Origin of the sequence: Granulicella sp. S190 (assembly GCF_009766095.1) — a bacterium.
Lineage (GTDB): Bacteria > Acidobacteriota > Terriglobia > Terriglobales > Acidobacteriaceae > Edaphobacter.
The window spans coordinates 64,802-79,510 of the sequence record NZ_LMUD01000019.1; the positions used below are offsets into that span (position 1 = coordinate 64,802).

17 protein-coding genes are annotated in these 14,709 nt (G+C 59.1%); all 17 read left to right on the top strand.

The window, feature by feature from the left end; all coding sequences use genetic code 11:
- Positions 1 to 923: 923 nt before the first annotated feature.
- Complete coding sequence (gene flgB / locus GSQ94_RS12170; RefSeq protein ID WP_158944148.1) at positions 924 to 1,292, top strand: flagellar basal body rod protein FlgB; 369 nt, start codon at positions 924 to 926, stop codon at positions 1,290 to 1,292.
- A gap of 3 nt (positions 1,293 to 1,295) precedes the next feature.
- Positions 1,296 to 1,820, top strand: coding sequence for a flagellar basal body rod protein FlgC (gene flgC / locus GSQ94_RS12175; protein WP_158944149.1), 525 nt, complete (start codon positions 1,296 to 1,298; stop codon positions 1,818 to 1,820).
- A gap of 39 nt (positions 1,821 to 1,859) precedes the next feature.
- Positions 1,860 to 2,195 carry a flagellar hook-basal body complex protein FliE gene (gene fliE, locus GSQ94_RS12180; RefSeq protein ID WP_254063829.1) on the top strand — a complete coding sequence of 112 codons (336 nt, stop codon included), beginning with the start codon at positions 1,860 to 1,862 and terminating at the stop codon, positions 2,193 to 2,195.
- A 31-nt stretch (positions 2,196 to 2,226) separates the two neighbouring features.
- The gene (gene fliF / locus GSQ94_RS12185; RefSeq protein WP_158944150.1) at positions 2,227 to 4,020 is read left to right on the top strand and encodes a flagellar basal-body MS-ring/collar protein FliF; all 1,794 of its coding nucleotides are present in this window, start codon (positions 2,227 to 2,229) and stop codon (positions 4,018 to 4,020) included.
- Positions 4,020 to 5,108 carry a flagellar motor switch protein FliG gene (gene fliG, locus GSQ94_RS12190; RefSeq protein WP_158944151.1) on the top strand — a complete coding sequence of 363 codons (1,089 nt, stop codon included), beginning with the start codon at positions 4,020 to 4,022 and terminating at the stop codon, positions 5,106 to 5,108. Before fliF ends, fliG begins: the two co-directional genes overlap by 1 nt.
- Positions 5,092 to 5,832 carry a FliH/SctL family protein gene (locus tag GSQ94_RS12195; protein ID WP_158944152.1) on the top strand — a complete coding sequence of 247 codons (741 nt, stop codon included), beginning with the start codon at positions 5,092 to 5,094 and terminating at the stop codon, positions 5,830 to 5,832. The genes fliG and GSQ94_RS12195 overlap by 17 nt, the downstream gene beginning before the upstream one ends.
- Complete coding sequence (locus GSQ94_RS12200) at positions 5,829 to 7,163, top strand: FliI/YscN family ATPase (protein ID WP_158944153.1); 1,335 nt, start codon at positions 5,829 to 5,831, stop codon at positions 7,161 to 7,163. Before GSQ94_RS12195 ends, GSQ94_RS12200 begins: the two co-directional genes overlap by 4 nt.
- 1 nt (position 7,164) lies before the next feature.
- Positions 7,165 to 7,647, top strand: coding sequence for a hypothetical protein (locus tag GSQ94_RS12205; RefSeq protein ID WP_158944154.1), 483 nt, complete (start codon positions 7,165 to 7,167; stop codon positions 7,645 to 7,647).
- 73 nt (positions 7,648 to 7,720) lie between these two features.
- Positions 7,721 to 9,361 (top strand): hypothetical protein, encoded by a 1,641-nt coding sequence (locus tag GSQ94_RS12210; RefSeq protein WP_158944155.1) that lies wholly within the window; start codon positions 7,721 to 7,723, stop codon positions 9,359 to 9,361.
- 43 nt (positions 9,362 to 9,404) lie between these two features.
- Positions 9,405 to 9,872: a flagellar hook capping FlgD N-terminal domain-containing protein gene (locus GSQ94_RS12215; RefSeq protein WP_158944156.1), complete on the top strand. Its 468-nt coding sequence runs from the start codon at positions 9,405 to 9,407 to the stop codon at positions 9,870 to 9,872.
- A gap of 83 nt (positions 9,873 to 9,955) precedes the next feature.
- Positions 9,956 to 11,191 carry a flagellar hook protein FlgE gene (locus GSQ94_RS12220; RefSeq protein WP_158944157.1) on the top strand — a complete coding sequence of 412 codons (1,236 nt, stop codon included), beginning with the start codon at positions 9,956 to 9,958 and terminating at the stop codon, positions 11,189 to 11,191.
- 188 nt (positions 11,192 to 11,379) lie between these two features.
- Positions 11,380 to 11,955 carry a flagellar basal body-associated protein FliL gene (gene fliL, locus GSQ94_RS12225; protein WP_158944158.1) on the top strand — a complete coding sequence of 192 codons (576 nt, stop codon included), beginning with the start codon at positions 11,380 to 11,382 and terminating at the stop codon, positions 11,953 to 11,955.
- A gap of 48 nt (positions 11,956 to 12,003) precedes the next feature.
- Positions 12,004 to 12,336: a FliM/FliN family flagellar motor C-terminal domain-containing protein gene (locus GSQ94_RS12230; protein WP_158944159.1), complete on the top strand. Its 333-nt coding sequence runs from the start codon at positions 12,004 to 12,006 to the stop codon at positions 12,334 to 12,336.
- A gap of 56 nt (positions 12,337 to 12,392) precedes the next feature.
- Entirely contained in the window at positions 12,393 to 12,701 is a 309-nt protein-coding gene (locus GSQ94_RS12235) for a flagellar biosynthetic protein FliO (RefSeq protein ID WP_158944160.1), read from the top strand.
- Complete coding sequence (fliP, locus tag GSQ94_RS12240; RefSeq protein WP_254063830.1) at positions 12,692 to 13,603, top strand: flagellar type III secretion system pore protein FliP; 912 nt, start codon at positions 12,692 to 12,694, stop codon at positions 13,601 to 13,603. Before GSQ94_RS12235 ends, fliP begins: the two co-directional genes overlap by 10 nt.
- Before the next feature lie 18 nt (positions 13,604 to 13,621).
- Positions 13,622 to 13,903, top strand: a complete 282-nt coding sequence (locus tag GSQ94_RS12245) for a flagellar biosynthetic protein FliQ (protein WP_254063831.1) — start codon at positions 13,622 to 13,624, stop codon at positions 13,901 to 13,903.
- A gap of 7 nt (positions 13,904 to 13,910) precedes the next feature.
- Positions 13,911 to 14,693, top strand: coding sequence for a flagellar biosynthetic protein FliR (locus GSQ94_RS12250; RefSeq protein WP_254063832.1), 783 nt, complete (start codon positions 13,911 to 13,913; stop codon positions 14,691 to 14,693).
- Positions 14,694 to 14,709 lie beyond the last annotated feature (16 nt).

Genomic DNA, 14,709 nt, shown 5'->3' on the forward strand with positions numbered 1-14,709 from the left:
GCGCAAACGGCTTACAGTAGAGGCCGAGGCGAAGCTCTATGAACATAACTGGCCGGGAAATGTGCGGGAGCTGATGCATGTGCTGGAGCGTGGCGCGATTCTTTCAGAGGACAAGCTGGAGATCGGGGCGGAGGAGATTCGTTTTCGGCGAGCTACCCGAGAATAGGCTTGTAGTTTTTTTTGGCGTGGCGGAGATGGTTTTTATTGGGGTTTCTTGAGGAAAACGATGTTTTCGACGTGGTGTTTTGGTGGTCTAACTGTGGTGGATTGCGTGGCTGAGTGGTGCGTTAGCAACGTGTTTTTGTTGTTCGAAAAATGCGCCAGCTCTTTCAAGTTTTTTTCTGCGGTTACTCGGTGTTGCGTCCGGCGATGGGTCGAGTGTTAGTCCCGGTTGAGTAAATATGGTTTAAGCGTGGCACTCGGTTTCTTCGGTGTCTCAATGTGTAAACCTTTAAAGCTTTCCTTCTGTGGTATTCGATCTTTTTTGCGCCAATGGGTCCGGGTGTTGGTGCTGGGTTGGAGGAAGTACGCTTCGCGTGTGGCGCGAAGGCGTACATCTCAAAGTCGAGATATGGGGCACCCGATCTCTTCGATTCAAAGTGCGCGCGCCTCTCAAGTTTGCCGGTGCTTGTTCGGTCTTTTGTGGGTTGATGGGTTCGAGTGTTGGTGCTGGGGGGGAGGAAGTACGGTTCGCGCGTGGCGCGAAGGCCCACATCTCAAAGTCGAGATATGGGGCACCCGGTTTCCGCTGCGGAAAGATCTGGCAATGGATTAGAGGTGAGTAGTGATATCGGGTTTTAGGTTGTGCTGTGGGTTTTAGATAGGGAAGTTTGTTGGAGATAAAGGTTGATAAGAGCGCTCTCATTTGAGGGCGCTTTTGTTTGGTCTGACGACTGCATAGGTTATGGCGTGGAGGTGCAGCGATGCAGACGACGACAGGGATGAGCGATGCGCTGGGGCGGTACCTGGATCTGACCAGCCAGCAGATGCAGACGACCGCTCGGAATATGGCAAATATCGATACGCCGGGATTCAAGACCCAGGGGTTCGACTTCGAAGAGGTGTTTGCGCAGCAGCTGAACGATAGCGCGGGAGCGGCCGGTCTGGAGGGAGTGCAGGCTCCGGTGCAGGACGTGGATGGATTGGTGGCGCGGCCGGATGGAAATAACGTGTCGATGGATCGCGAGGGACTGCAACTGGCTAAGGCGCAGATGCAGTTCAAGCTGGGGACGCAGCTTTTGAAGGGTGAGTTTTCACAGATTATGAGTGCAATTCATATGGATTCCAAGTAAGCCATGAATATCTTCGGAGTGATGGATGTGAGCGGTTCGGCGTTGAAGGCCGAACGAGTGCGAGCCGAGGTCGTGGCTTCGAATATGGCGAACGCCGAGACGACGCGGACTCCAGAGGGTGGGCCGTATCAACGGCATCACGTAGTGTTTGAAGCCCAGGGCGGCGAAACGTTTCAGGACTCGATGACGAGCCAGTTGAATGGAGGCACGAGCGTCAGTGGCGGGGGATTCAAAGATATCTACGCGGGCGGGATCAGCGGCAGCCTGGTGAGTGACTTTACCGCCGCTACGCCAACACCGGGCGGAGTGGAGGTTACAGGTGTGATCGTAGACGCAAGCAAGCCGTTGCAACGTTACGATCCCTCGCATCCCGATGCAGGGCCGGATGGGTTTGTCGCGTATCCGGATATCAACCCACTGACGGAGATGGTGGACCTGATGGGGGCGACACGGTCGTATGGGATGAACGCATCGGCGATTACGGCGGAGAAGAGCATCTTCAATTCGTCGCTCGATCTTTTGAAGTAGCCCAGGGTACAGAGACGCAGGGAAGACAGAGGAGGGGTTGTGGTTGGACTGCCAGTTGGACCGGGAGTGATGAGCGGAGTTGGAATGGGGGGCCTAGACGACGGGTTCCTGAGTGATGCGGGTGTCGAGGCGTCGAATGCGGGTGGTGCAGGGAGCGTGCCATTTGCCGGGGTTCTGCAGTCGATGGTGAAGGAGACGGCGGCGCTGGATCAGAAGGCCGGGGAGGCTGTGACGGGATTGTTGAACGGCTCCGGAGTTGAGGTTCACGATGCGTTGATTGCGGGCCAGAAGGCCAGTATGGCGTTTGAGCTTGCGCTGCAGGTGCGAAACAAGGCAGTGGGCGCCTATCAGCAGATGATGGGCATGCAGTTCTAAGAACTTCGGTTCGGAGAGACGCTGGGACGAGATGGCAGAGACAGAGCAGGGCGGGGCGGGGATGCAACGGACAGGGCAGGCCAGCGTTGCTGGGGCTGGGAGTAGCCCGCTGGAGAGGATGCAGGCGATGGCTTCTGCGCTGAGCGAGCGGCTGAAGGTTATGCCGGCGGCGAAGAGGACGTGGTTGATCGCGGCTGGAGTTTTTCTGGCCGCGATGTGTGCAGGGATGATTTGGTTTGCGGGACGTCCTGATTGGCGGGTGCTGTTCAATGGGCTGGATGCGAAGGATGTGCAGCAGGTCTCGCAGGAGCTTGCGGCTGCGGGAATTCCTTACGAGACGACGGCGGACGGGGCAGGCGTGCAGGTGCCCGCGGATATGTTAGACAAGGCCCGGATGGAGGTTGCGGCGAAGGGGATGCCGCAGACGGGGCGGCTAGGCTTCGAGCTGTTCGATAAGCCGAATTGGGTGGGCAGCGAGTTCGACGAACGGGTGAACTATCAGCGGGCGTTGGAAGGCGAACTGGAGCATACGATTGGAACGCTGGGCGTGGTGAAGTCGGCTCGCGTTCATTTGGTGCTGCCGCAGCCTTCGTTGTTTACTGCGGAGGAGAAGGTGGCGAAGGCTTCGGTGGTGTTGAAGCTGAAGCGGGCGGCGCTCGACCCGGAGCAGGCGGATGCGATTCGCAGCCTGGTTGCGGGTTCAGTGGAGAACCTGAGCGCAGACCAAGTGACGCTGGTGGATGCGGATGGGCGTGTGAACTTCAAGCCGCGCTCGAGCAATGCGGCAGAGGCCGATGCCGAGCAGGCGATGGAGGCGAAGCTGGTGGCGATGCTGGAGCCGCTGGCGGGTCGCGACAATGTGCGGGCCACGGTGAATGTGAGTTATGACGAAGGCTCGGAAGAGCGGACGGATGAGGTGTACGACCCGACTGAAGCTGCAACGCTGAGCATGCAGAAGAGCGATCAGATTCTCGCCGGGCGGGGAGGGCCTTCGGGGGTTCCGGGGACAGCGAGCAACTCTCCGGGTGCTTCGGCGGAGGGCGCGGTGGCTGGGTCGCAGGCTGCGGCTGCGCCGGGAACTCCGCCTCTGTTGCAGAAGCAGGCGCAGGCGTTGCCAGTGTATCCACAACAGGGCGGCGGACAGGGACAGAGTACGCACCAGGAGAATGAAACTTACGGAGTTACAAAACACATGGTGCACACGGCAGAGGGCCCGGGCCGGGTGCGGCGCGTCTCGGCTGCGGTGGTAGTGAACGACAGGAGCATAACCGAGGGCGCAGGCAAATTGGAACACACCGTATGGAAGCCGAGGAGCGCGGAGGAGATGCATCGTTTGGAGGAGCTGGCCCAGGCGGCAGTGGGCTTCGATGCGAGGCGAGGAGACCAGGTGGTGATGCAGAACGTGAGCTTCAGCACGAACTCTCCTGAGGTAAAGCCGCCAGCGATGGACAGGCTGATTGAGGAGATGCGCGGGTTGCTGCATACGCAGCCGGGCCTTACGCGAACGGCGGTGATTGGTCTTTGTGGCGTGCTGCTGGTGCTGTTTGTCCTGCGGCCCGTTGCAAAACAGATGACGGCGACGCTGCGCGAGCCGATGCTGCTTCCGGCACCGGCTGGCCATGCGGTGATTGGCGGCGTGGAGCACGAACAGTTGTTGCCTGAGGGTGAGGTGGAGGATGAGAGATTGTTGCCTCGGGCGAAGAACAAGACCTACCAGCTGCAGCAGGGAATCTTCGAACAGGTGTCGGAGCATATTCGACGTGAGCCGGCGCAGAGTACGCGGTTGATCGAGGCATGGATTGGGACGACGGAGGAGAGATCGTAATGGGAACAGCGATGCAGTTTGCAGGGGCAGAGACGATGCGGCAGAGTCCACTGCGATTGACCCCGGAGTCGGGATTTGTGCCAGCGGATATTTCAGGTCTGCGGAAGGCTGCGATCCTAATGGTCGCGATCGGGGATGAACTGGCAAAGACGTTGTTTCAGAGCCTCTCTGAGAGTGATGTGCGCCGTGTGACCGAGGAGATTACTCGGCTGGGAGATGTTCCGGCGGCGCAGTTGACCGAGGTGTTGACGGAGTTTTATGGGCTGCTGGAGACGCAGCAGTACATGGTTCGCGGTGGGCCGGAGTATGCGCTGAAGCTGTTGACGGAGGCCTTTGGGGCCACGCGAGCAGAGGAGCTGCTGCTGCAGGTGAGGAAGATTCGCGAGCGTACGAATGGCGACATGGCCATGCTGCAGAATATGGACGCACAACAGTTGAGTAAGTTTCTGGAGAACGAACACTCGCAGACGGTGGCGCTGGTGCTGGCTCACCTGGATGCAAAGCGAGGCTCGACGGTACTGATGAACCTGCAGGGCGCGATGCGCGTGGATGTGGTGCGGAGGCTGGCGGAGATGCGTCAGTTCTCGCCCGAGATGGCGCAGACGGTAGCGATGGCGCTGCACAAGCGGATGGAGAAGATGGGGTCCAATGGGCGGAAGTCTTACTCGGGCTTCAAGGCGGTAGCGGAGCTGTTGAACCGGCTGGACCAGGGAGAGAGTCGCGGGATTTTGGAAGAGATTGAACAGAACGAACCGAAGGTGGCGATTGGAATACGAGAGCTGATGTTCGTCTTCGAAGATCTTTGCACGGTGCCGCCCGAGAGTATTCGCGAGTTTGTGAGCACGGCGGATAAGAAGGTGTTGGCGATGGCATTGAAGGGCGGCAAGGACAATGTGAAGGCTCATCTTTATAAGGCGATGAGCTCGCGCGCGGTGGAGATGTTGAAGGAGGACATGGAGGTGATGGGGCCGGTGCGGATGAGAGATGTCAACGCCGCGCAGCAGGAGCTGCTGGCACTGGCGAGGCAGCTCGAGAGTGAGGGAAGGATGATCCTGAAGATGGAGGTGGACGATGATCTCGCCGTCTGAGGATGTGTGTGCTGAGGCTGGCGGCAGGGGCTTGATGGAGCTGCCGGAGAGGTTGATGAAGCCGGTGGGGAGGAGCGTGTCGCGGCTGGAGTTTCATGCGTGGGATCGACCGGCTGCGGAGTCTGAGGTTGTGGTGGAGGAGAAGGTTGCGGCGGTTGAGATCTTGACGAAGGATGAGGCGGGTGCTGCGGAGGCGCAGATGCGTTCGCTGGAAGAACAGATGACGAAGCAGATCGCGGTTGCTCGTGCGGAGGGCGTGGCGGAGGCTAGGCTTCGAGGGGAGACGGAGTTTACGGAGAGGATTGCTGAGGAACGCTCCCGGCTGCGGAGAGTGGAAGAGGAGTTTGGCAGGGAACGGACGAGGTATTTTTCCGGTGTGGAGGGTGAGGTGGTCAGGCTGGCTCTGGCGATCGCTGCGCGTGTGCTGCATCGGGAGGCGCAACTGGATCCGCTACTGCTTACAGGGGTGGTGCGGGTGGCACTGGAGAAGGTTGCGAAGGATAGCGCGGTCGTGGTGCGGGTGCCAGCGAATGAGTTGGAGAGGTGGGACGGGGTGTTTGCCGGGGGGCAGCACTCGGCGTTGAAGCTGCTCGGGGATGAAGGGATGGCGGCGGGCGAGTGCGTGCTTGAAACGAATGTCGGCAGGGTGGAGCTGGGTGTGAGCGCGCAGTTGGAGGAGATTGAACGAGGGTTCTTCGACCTGATGCAGCAGAGGCCGGCATGAGAGACGATGCTGTGGGGACGGCGGTTTCAGGCGGCCTGAGTGCTTATATGAGCCAACTGGCGGATCGTCCCGCGTGGCGGTGGAGCGGGCGCGTGGTGGAGGCCAATGGACAGACGGTGGAGACGGAGGGTCCGCTGTGTTCGGTGGGGGAGTGCTGCGAGATCGTCGACAGCGAAGGGCAAAGGCATCGGGCGGAGGTGATCGGATTTCGCGGCCGGCATGTGCTGGCGATGCCTCTGAAGGAGACGCAGGGGATTCGCTACGGCGATGCGGTGCTGGCGATGGGAGTGACGCCACAGATTGCAGTGGGGACGGAGATGGAGGGCAGGATCGTCGATGCTTTGGGATCGCCGCTTGATGGGCTGCCAACGCCGCGAGCAGAGGGGATGTGGCCCCTGGATGGAACCGTGCCGCATCCGATGGAGCGTGAGCCGATTCGCGAGCCACTGCAGACCGGGCTTCGCGTCTTGGACGGTATGTTGACGGTAGGGCGGGGACAGAGAGTGGGAATCTTCGGAGGCTCGGGGGTAGGCAAGAGCACGTTGATCGGGATGATGACGAGGAACACGGCGGCTGACCTCACGGTGGTGGGGTTGGTGGGCGAGCGTGGGCGTGAGGTGAGGGAGTTTGTTGAGGATTCGCTGGGAGAGGAGGGACGCAAGCGATCGGTGGTTCTGGTCTCGACGTCGGATCAGAGCCCTTTGCTGCGCATGAGAGCGGCGATGGCGGCGACTTCGGTGGCGGAGTTTTATGCAGCACGAGGCAGACACGTTCTGCTGGTATTGGATTCTTTGACCCGGTATGCGATGGCGGCACGCGAACTGGGGCTTGCGGCGGGAGAGCCACCGGCAAGCAAAGGGTATACGCCTTCGGTGTTTGCCAAGCTGGCGAAGCTGGTGGAGCGGGCGGGGAACTTTCGCAATGGGAGTATCACTGCCTTCTACACGGTGCTGATGGAGGGAGACGACCAGCAGGACCCGGTGGTGGATGCGGTTCGCTCGTTGCTGGACGGGCATGTGGTGCTGTCGCGGTCGATGGCGGCGGCTGGTTGGTACCCGCCTGTAAATGTACTGGATTCGTTGAGTCGGCTAATGCCCGCAGTGACCCGACCGGAGCATCAGGCGCAGGCCAGGACGGTGCGAAGGCTACTGGCGGCGCATGCGCGATCCGAGGATCTGATTCGCATAGGAGCTTACAAAACGGGAGCCGATGTGGAACTGGACCGGGCGATACGGGCGATGCCGGTGCTGCGTGCGTTTCTTGAACAGACCAGCGAGGAGCGCATGACGATGGAGGAGAGTGTCTCTCGTTTGAAGGCGATGGAGCTATAGCATGTCGAGCCGCCTGGAGAGCCTGCAACGGCTGATGAATCTGTATACGGCTGTCGAGCAGATGCATGCAACCGAGTTGCAGAGGATGACTGCTGCCGTTCACGAGACGCAGCAGGCGATTGCCATGGAGCAGAGCACGGCGCAGATGGCTCGCAGCGAAGGACGGGATGCTTTGGCTGCGGGGGACCGCGCGGGGTGGACCGTATCCGAGATACGGCAGCAGACTGCGGGGTTGCGAAGACAGAGGCTGGAAGAGATTCGCCTGCAACGCCAGAAGTTGAACGACGCAGCCAGGGAACAGTATGTGGCGAGCCGTTTGAAAAAAGAACAGATGAAACGTGTCTCCGACGAGATGGAGTTTCGGGCGGAGATCGAGGAGGGACGACGAGTGCAGGCTGTGTCCGACGATCTCTTTCTATCTCGGAGGCGATGGACGGACATGACAGAGAAGACGGAAGAGAGCGCTCAGATGAAGGCTTCCTAATACTTTTGTGACGGGTTTGGTCTATGAAATGCACTTTGCGGGTGGGACATCGCAAGAACGGTCGAGGACAGAGATGATGAGCACGGCGATTCTGATGACGATGGGTGCGGAGACGAGCAGAGCGCTTCCTGCGGCCCATGAAGGAGAGATGGAAGAGGGTGCCACATTTGCGCAGAGCTTTGCTGCGGGGGTGGCGGCGGCGCCGGAGAGATTGGGATCAGACCTTGCTACCGAAGTGCTGCCGGAGTTGCGGGGTAATAAGACCGAGTTGTCGACGAAGAATCTGGTTGATGCGCAGGATGCTCCCGTTGGAGTTGCGGGCCAGAGAGTTGTTGCGGCAAAGGCTAGCTCTCAGCAGACTACGCCAGCGGTGGGAGTACAGGTTCGGCAGCACGCAGAGAGTGAGGCAGTGCCGGCTGGTGAGTTGTGCGAATACGAGAGCGAGGATGCTGAAACGGTGAAGGCGGAGTCTGCTGCCGTCTCGGCTTCAGGGCTGCCAACTAAAGGTGTCACGGTTCAAGCGGTTCAGGGTGGCGAGACCCAGGTTGCGCTTGCGCAGACGGCTGCGGAACCGAAAAAAAGCACGGGAATAGAAGACGCACAGACTGCTGCTGCGGCAAAAAAAGTTATCAAGGCACAGCCGGAAGCTACACAGGGCGCAGCATCGAAGAGCGGGACAACGTCGGGGCATCCTGTAGCGAATGCAAACTTGCTCCTGCAGGGAGTAGTCTCACAGGCTCATACACAGGTTGCGAACGACGCGGGCACGGCATCGGTTACGACGATAGTGCTGCCGCTTGGCACAGCCGGAGTTGGCGATAACGATACGGTTGGAAGAGAGAGCTCTGGCGTGGCCTTCGTCGAAGGTGCGAGATCTGTTTCAAGAGTTTTCGCGTCAAGTGCTGCTATAGCTCGGAACGGTTCCACCTCCAGTGGGAAGACTTTGTCTTCGGGTGCGGAGTCTACATCAGTTGCGCCGAGTGATGAGATTGCCTCTGCAAAGCCTGACGCAAAGGGAGAGAAGTTGACGGCAGAGACGAATGGAGGCGGGAGCGATGCCAAGGCACGGATTGCGGGAGAGGCCGCTGACGTTCATGGACCGGCTGCAGAGGTTGAGGTTGCGGCTGGAGTTGCTGGGCTGGGAGTTATGGGGTCGATGAAGCAGCAGAGGGCAGAGGCAGGGGCGCATGGCACAGGTCTGCTAACGGGGATGAGAGAACAGGATGGCTCTGCCGGCATTTCCCGATCCACGGAGCCAATGCCGCAGACGCTTGCGGCAACTCCAACTGCGCTTGAGGTGGGTATTCCGGATGGAACCCATGGGTGGGTGAAGGTTCGTGCGGAGATGACCGACGGTGGGATGGTGAATGCTTCGGTCTCGTCCTCCTCGACGGCGGGGCAGGAGATGTTGCATCGCGAGTTGCCTTCGCTGACGGCTTATCTCCAGTCGGAGAGAGTTGCGGTGAATACAGTTGTGGTTCCTGCAACGGTGAGCAGTGGAGACGGGGATCAGACACATGCTGCGGGAGCGGACGGCGGCGGCGGACAGGCTTCGCAGAGAGGGAGTGAAGGCGGGGAGCCTCGCCAGGATACGGCGACGAAGGCAGTGAGGGACATTGCGGACTACCAGGGTTTGCACGGAGTTGGTAAGGACGGTACAGATGCTTTGCCCCTCTCTGTAGGCGGCGGAGGCTGGTTGAGTGTGAGGGCGTAACAAGCGGAGTTCACTTAGGAAGAATTGGACAGGAGAGCGAAAGATGGATTGGTCACAGGTAAATTCAATTGGAGCATCGGGCACATCGGCAGCAACAACAGTGGCTTCGGCTTTGGCGCCGAAGCGCGCGGCAGTGCAGGCAACGCCAAAGGACTCCTCTCCGGCGACGAATGGAGCTTCGAATAATGCCGGGGGCGACGCTTCGGATATTACTTCGAGCGACTTTCTTACGTTGCTGGTGAGTGAGTTGCAAAACCAGGATCCCACGCAGCCGACCGATCCCAACCAGTACATTACGCAACTAGCACAGGTGAACAGCCTGGAGCAGCTGATCTCGATTAACCAGGGGATTGGAACTTTGGATGGGGCGGTGCCTCCGCCTTCGGGTTCGAATGGGAGTGGCGGATCGAGTCCTAATGTTGTGGCCGCGGTCGCGGGCTCGAACGCAGACGCGAATCTGCAGACGATCCCTGGACAGAGCGCGGTGTGGGGCGGCTCGACGGCGAGTTAATGGATTCAAGCTTACGGAGACCTGACGTTCAGAGGGCTCTTACGATCAACGAACTTGTAACCAGGAAGAGTGAGGGGAAGACGATGGGAAATTTTTCGATTGCACTGTCAGGGTTGGAGGCCGATTCGACGGCGTTGAATACGATCGGCAATAATCTGGCGAATCTTAATACGACGGCTTACAAGGGGCAGACCACTTCGTTCGAAGATCTATTTCACCAACAGATCGGTGAGTCGGGCGCCGGAGATCCGATTCAAGTGGGATCGGGAACCAAGGTGGGCTCGACGACGACTGACTTCAGCGAGGGAACGCTGCTGCCTGATGCGAACGGGAACACCAGCGATATGGCTTTAGATGGGAGCGGGTTCTTCTTGGTGCAGCAGAACGGCCAGGATTCCTTGACCAGGGCAGGTAACTTTACTGTGGCCAATAATGGTAGCTTGACGACTCAGGATGGTCAGAATGTTCTGGGATATCCGGCGACTGCCGGAGTGGTGAATACGAATACGAATCCGCAGCCGATCACACTTCCTGTGGGGGCGACGCAGGGTGCGCAGGCGACGCAGAATATCTCGGTGACCGCAAACCTGAACTCGGGCGCTGCGTCAGGCGCGGAATTTACGTCGCCGGTGACGGTGTATGACTCGCTCGGTCAAAGCCACCAGGCGACGATTACTTACGACAAGACGGGGACGAACACCTGGAGCTATGCGGTGACGCTGCCGGCAGGCGATGCGACCGGAACGCCGGTGAACAATACCGGAACGCTTACCTTCGATTCAAGCGGTAATTTGACCTCGCCGACCGGGAGCGTAGATGGGATCAGCTTCCCTGGAATGGCAGATGGAGCGAGCGATCTTACCTTCAACTGGAATCTGAACGGTAGCGGTTCGAGTCCAACGCTGACTCAACTGGCGTCTGCCGACAGCAACGGCGCTAATACCCAAGATGGATTTGCCAGCGGAAACTACACAGGATTTACGGTGGATCCGAGCGGTGTGATCCAGGCGCAGTTCAGCAATGGAAACACGCAGACGATCGGCCAGGTAGCAGTTGCGAACGTCGCTAACGTGGAGGGCCTGGTCTCGGTTGGCGGCAATAACTACCAGACGACTGCAGCGTCCGGCCAGGCAGTGGCAGGGGTTGCGGGAACAGGCGGACGCGGAACGGTGGATGACAGCACGCTCGAACAGTCCAACGTCAACATCTCGACAGAGTTCTCTAATCTGATTGTGGCGCAGAGAGCTTTTGAGGCCAACTCGAAGACGGTAACGACCTTCGATACGATCTCACAGGATGTGATTGCGATGGTTCGGTAGAGCCTTTTTGAAGCTGACTGAGGCGGCATAGCGGGTTCGGAGCCGGAGAGATTCGGCTTCACCGGCTGGCCGCCTCGGACTGTTTTTCTTCCTGATGTTGGTGTTGGGATGCTTCAGATCGATCCTGAAGATTCGCTAATGTTCGGGGTCGCTCAACTGGCCTCTCGGTTGCAATCTCTTCAGGCATCATGGCTACTTCACCTACTGTTCTTGCCGGCGTTTCTACGGGCTCTCCGGATTCTTCTTCTATCTCTGCATCGATTCCAACAACAACCAAGTTTCCACTGTTTCCTTTACTCATAGCTGTAGTGGTGGGCGTTGTGATTGCGGCATTGGGCGTTGGCGGGATTGTTTTCTACCTGGCACGGACGGGCCGGCTACCGGGGCGAGAGGGTTCCGCGCCGAAGGCGGAGATTGCTGCGCCGATGACGACGCATGCCGTGGTACTTGAGCCTTTGTTGGTGAATCTTGCGGATGCGGGTGGGAGCTCCTACCTGCGGGTGGCGATGACGTTGCGCGTTGCAGATGCCGAGGGGAGGAAGGCCAAGGAAGAGAAGCCTCAAGAGATCAAGGAGTCCAGCGACTCAGTGGCCTCGGTGCGTGACACGATGTTGACGGTTTTAGGGACGCAGACCGCAGAGCGGCTTTTAGCGGCCGATGGGAAAGAACGATTGAAGGCTGAACTGAAGGCAGCGCTGGCCGAACACAATGCCGAGCTGAAGGTGAAGGATGTGTTTTTTACGGATTTTCTCGTTCAGCACTAAGACGATATGGAACGCATGACAAATGAATAACGAGAGGGAGTGACCACGATGGGAACAGGACTTGCGGTGATCGGGACAGAGGGTAATGGGGCGAATTTGAATCTGAAGAGGAGTGCTCCAGTTACCTCCTGGATGACGCGGATTGAAGAGCATCCGTCGTGGGAGACGCTCTCACAGATGCGGATCACGATGCGGGCTGGAGTTGCCCTGGACCGATTCAGGGTGAGGGATCTGCTGACACTGAAGGTGGGACAGGTCTTTGAAAGTGTCTCACCCGAGACGGAAGATGTGCCGTTGATGATCGGCCAGGTGCAATTGGGTTGGAGCGAGTTTGAGATTGCAGAGCAACGGATGGGACTTCGGCTGACCCGCCTTGGGTAGTGAGTCGAGTTGAGTGGGCGTGTAGCTGATATGCAACAAGTGCAGCGGAGAGTGTGATGCAGCTTTTAGACGATACGACGGCGCGAAGATCGAACGGCACGATGGCATTGGACGGGCGGGGTCTTGCGGGCTGGGTTCTGGGATGTGTTCGCAGCTGGCGAGGACAAGGAGTCTCTCAACAAAAGCAACTTCAACTGGTGGAGACGCTGCCATTGGGAGGGAAGCGACAGCTGATGTTGGTGACGTGCGCCGGGGAGAGATTTCTGGTGGGAGGAAGCTTCGAGAGCGTGGAGACGATTGTGCGGCTGAAGGCTGACGCTCCGCTTGGAGTGGCGACGGAGGGGCAGGACAAACTATGCCGATGAGGTACAGATCAAGTTGGCTGTGGCTTGCCCTGACGGGGTTGGCGATGGCTCTTCCTGCAAGACCTGTATTGGCTGAGAGGCCCATTACGGTGGCGATGGCGATTGCTCCAGAGTCTTTCTGGGTCAAGAAGCCGGGAGGAGTCGCGGCTGGTGCTCGCGACCAGAGTGGTTCGACAAAGGGCAAGGTTGGCGGAAAGACGCACGCGGCGGGTGCAAGTGCTGGAGCAGAGGTTGCTGGCGCTAAGAAGAATGATTCGATCGCCTCGGAGCTGGCGAGTAGCAAGAGCGCACCGTGGTCGATCGTCGTCGGACTGACTCTGCTGACGCTGTTGCCAGCGCTGCTGTTGTCGATGACGCCGATGGTGCGGTTGCTGGTGGTATTTCACTTTCTGCGCCAGGCGCTGGGAACCCAGACCGCCCCGTCGAACCAGATTCTGATGGGCCTGGCGTTGATGATGACCTGGTTTTTGATGCAACCGGTTTTGCTGGAGGTGGAGCAGACCGCGGTTGCTCCTTATAGCGCGGGGACGATTACCGGCGAGCAGGCGCTGGATATGGGTATGACCCCGGTAAAGCGATACATGTTGCGTTATGCGCGGGAGAAAGATCTCGCCGTGTTTGCCTCGGCGGGGATGGCGGCGCGACCGAATAAGAGAGAGGATCTCCCCGTCCAAGTGGTAGTTCCGGCATACATCCTGAGTGAGTTGAAGGCTGGGTTCCAGATTGGCGCGATTCTGTTTTTGCCCTTCCTGCTGGTGGATCTGGTGGTGGCGAGTATCACGACGTCGATCGGCATGATGCAGCTGCCACCGGTCGTGATCTCGACGCCGCTGAAGATTCTTCTCTTCGTGATGATCGATGGCTGGAGCCTGCTGGCAGACCAGTTGATCAAGAGCTTTTAATGCGCGCAACAACTTGTGATGGGAGTAACGATGGGGCCGGATCAGACAGTAGAGATTATGCGGCGGTTGTTGATCGAGGCGATGCTGTTGAGCGCGCCTTTGCTGGTGACGGCAGCGCTGGTGAGCCTGACGGTGAGTTTGCTGCAGACCCTGACCAGCGTGCAGGAGCAGACGCTGACGGCGGTGCCGAGGCTGGTAGTGGTGTTTGTCGTTACCGTGGCGATTTTGCCCTGGATGGTGCATCGGCTGGTGAGTTTTGCGGTGCGTTTGTTTACCGACCTGCACAGGTACCTGGGATAGAGGCGGCATGAACCGTGAAGTGAGTGGATTGATTACGAATTGGCCACAGTACCTGGCGGCGGGGGTTCTGGTGATGGTGCGCTTGAGCGGGTTGATGGTGTTCGCTCCAGTGTTTTCCTCATCGGCCATTGCGCCTCGGATCAAAGCCGGATTTGTGTTCGCGATGACGATTCTGCTGGCGCCTGCTGTGGCGGCGGTTCCTGGAGCTCGCGCTGTGCTTGACGGAAGGGGGTTGCTGGGGGAGTTGAGCGTGGGACTAATCTTTGGGATTTCACTGATGCTTCTGAATGAGGCTCTGACCTTTGCGGGGACGCTGCTGGGATTGCAGTTCAGCTTCTCGTTGGTGAACCTGCTCGATCCGAATTCGATGATCGAGACAGCGGTACTGGGACAGATGTTGAGTTGGCTGGGTGTGTTGGTGATTATCGGAACGGGCCTGGATCGAAGTTTGCTGGCCGCTGTGGTGAGGAGCTTTTCCGCGGTGCCGGTGGGGCAAGCCGTGATGCAGGCAAAGACCGGAGTGGCGTTGGCGATGATGGCGAGCGGGGTCTTTCTGGCGGGCGTGCAGCTGGCTGCGCCTGTGATGGCGGCTGCGCTGGCAGTGGAGGTGACAATCGCCCTGGTGGCACGGCTTTCGCCGCAGTTGCCTTCGTTGGTGATTAGTGTGCCGGCGAAGACGATGGTGTCTTACGTGGTGTTGATCGCGAGCCTGGCAGTGTGGCCCGGCTGGATTGAGCGACACTTTACGGCGCTCTTGGATGCCGCGGCGAAGATGTTGGTGCGGGCATGAGCAGAGTGATGATGGC

Excerpts from the sequence above, each read along its gene's own strand:
- flgB (WP_158944148.1), top strand. The coding sequence starts at position 924 with ATGCAGACGACGACAGGGATGAGCGATGCGCTGGGGCGGTACCTGGAT.
- flgC (WP_158944149.1), top strand. The coding sequence starts at position 1,296 with ATGAATATCTTCGGAGTGATGGATGTGAGCGGTTCGGCGTTGAAGGCC.
- fliF (WP_158944150.1), top strand. The coding sequence starts at position 2,227 with ATGGCAGAGACAGAGCAGGGCGGGGCGGGGATGCAACGGACAGGGCAG.
- fliG (WP_158944151.1), top strand. The coding sequence starts at position 4,020 with ATGGGAACAGCGATGCAGTTTGCAGGGGCAGAGACGATGCGGCAGAGT.
- GSQ94_RS12195 (WP_158944152.1), top strand. The coding sequence starts at position 5,092 with ATGATCTCGCCGTCTGAGGATGTGTGTGCTGAGGCTGGCGGCAGGGGC.
- GSQ94_RS12200 (WP_158944153.1), top strand. The coding sequence starts at position 5,829 with ATGAGAGACGATGCTGTGGGGACGGCGGTTTCAGGCGGCCTGAGTGCT.
- GSQ94_RS12205 (WP_158944154.1), top strand. The coding sequence starts at position 7,165 with ATGTCGAGCCGCCTGGAGAGCCTGCAACGGCTGATGAATCTGTATACG.
- GSQ94_RS12210 (WP_158944155.1), top strand. The coding sequence starts at position 7,721 with ATGATGAGCACGGCGATTCTGATGACGATGGGTGCGGAGACGAGCAGA.
- GSQ94_RS12215 (WP_158944156.1), top strand. The coding sequence starts at position 9,405 with ATGGATTGGTCACAGGTAAATTCAATTGGAGCATCGGGCACATCGGCA.
- GSQ94_RS12220 (WP_158944157.1), top strand. The coding sequence starts at position 9,956 with ATGGGAAATTTTTCGATTGCACTGTCAGGGTTGGAGGCCGATTCGACG.
- fliL (WP_158944158.1), top strand. The coding sequence starts at position 11,380 with ATGGCTACTTCACCTACTGTTCTTGCCGGCGTTTCTACGGGCTCTCCG.
- GSQ94_RS12230 (WP_158944159.1), top strand. The coding sequence starts at position 12,004 with ATGGGAACAGGACTTGCGGTGATCGGGACAGAGGGTAATGGGGCGAAT.
- GSQ94_RS12235 (WP_158944160.1), top strand. The coding sequence starts at position 12,393 with ATGCAGCTTTTAGACGATACGACGGCGCGAAGATCGAACGGCACGATG.
- fliP (WP_254063830.1), top strand. The coding sequence starts at position 12,692 with ATGCCGATGAGGTACAGATCAAGTTGGCTGTGGCTTGCCCTGACGGGG.
- GSQ94_RS12245 (WP_254063831.1), top strand. The coding sequence starts at position 13,622 with ATGGGAGTAACGATGGGGCCGGATCAGACAGTAGAGATTATGCGGCGG.
- GSQ94_RS12250 (WP_254063832.1), top strand. The coding sequence starts at position 13,911 with ATGAACCGTGAAGTGAGTGGATTGATTACGAATTGGCCACAGTACCTG.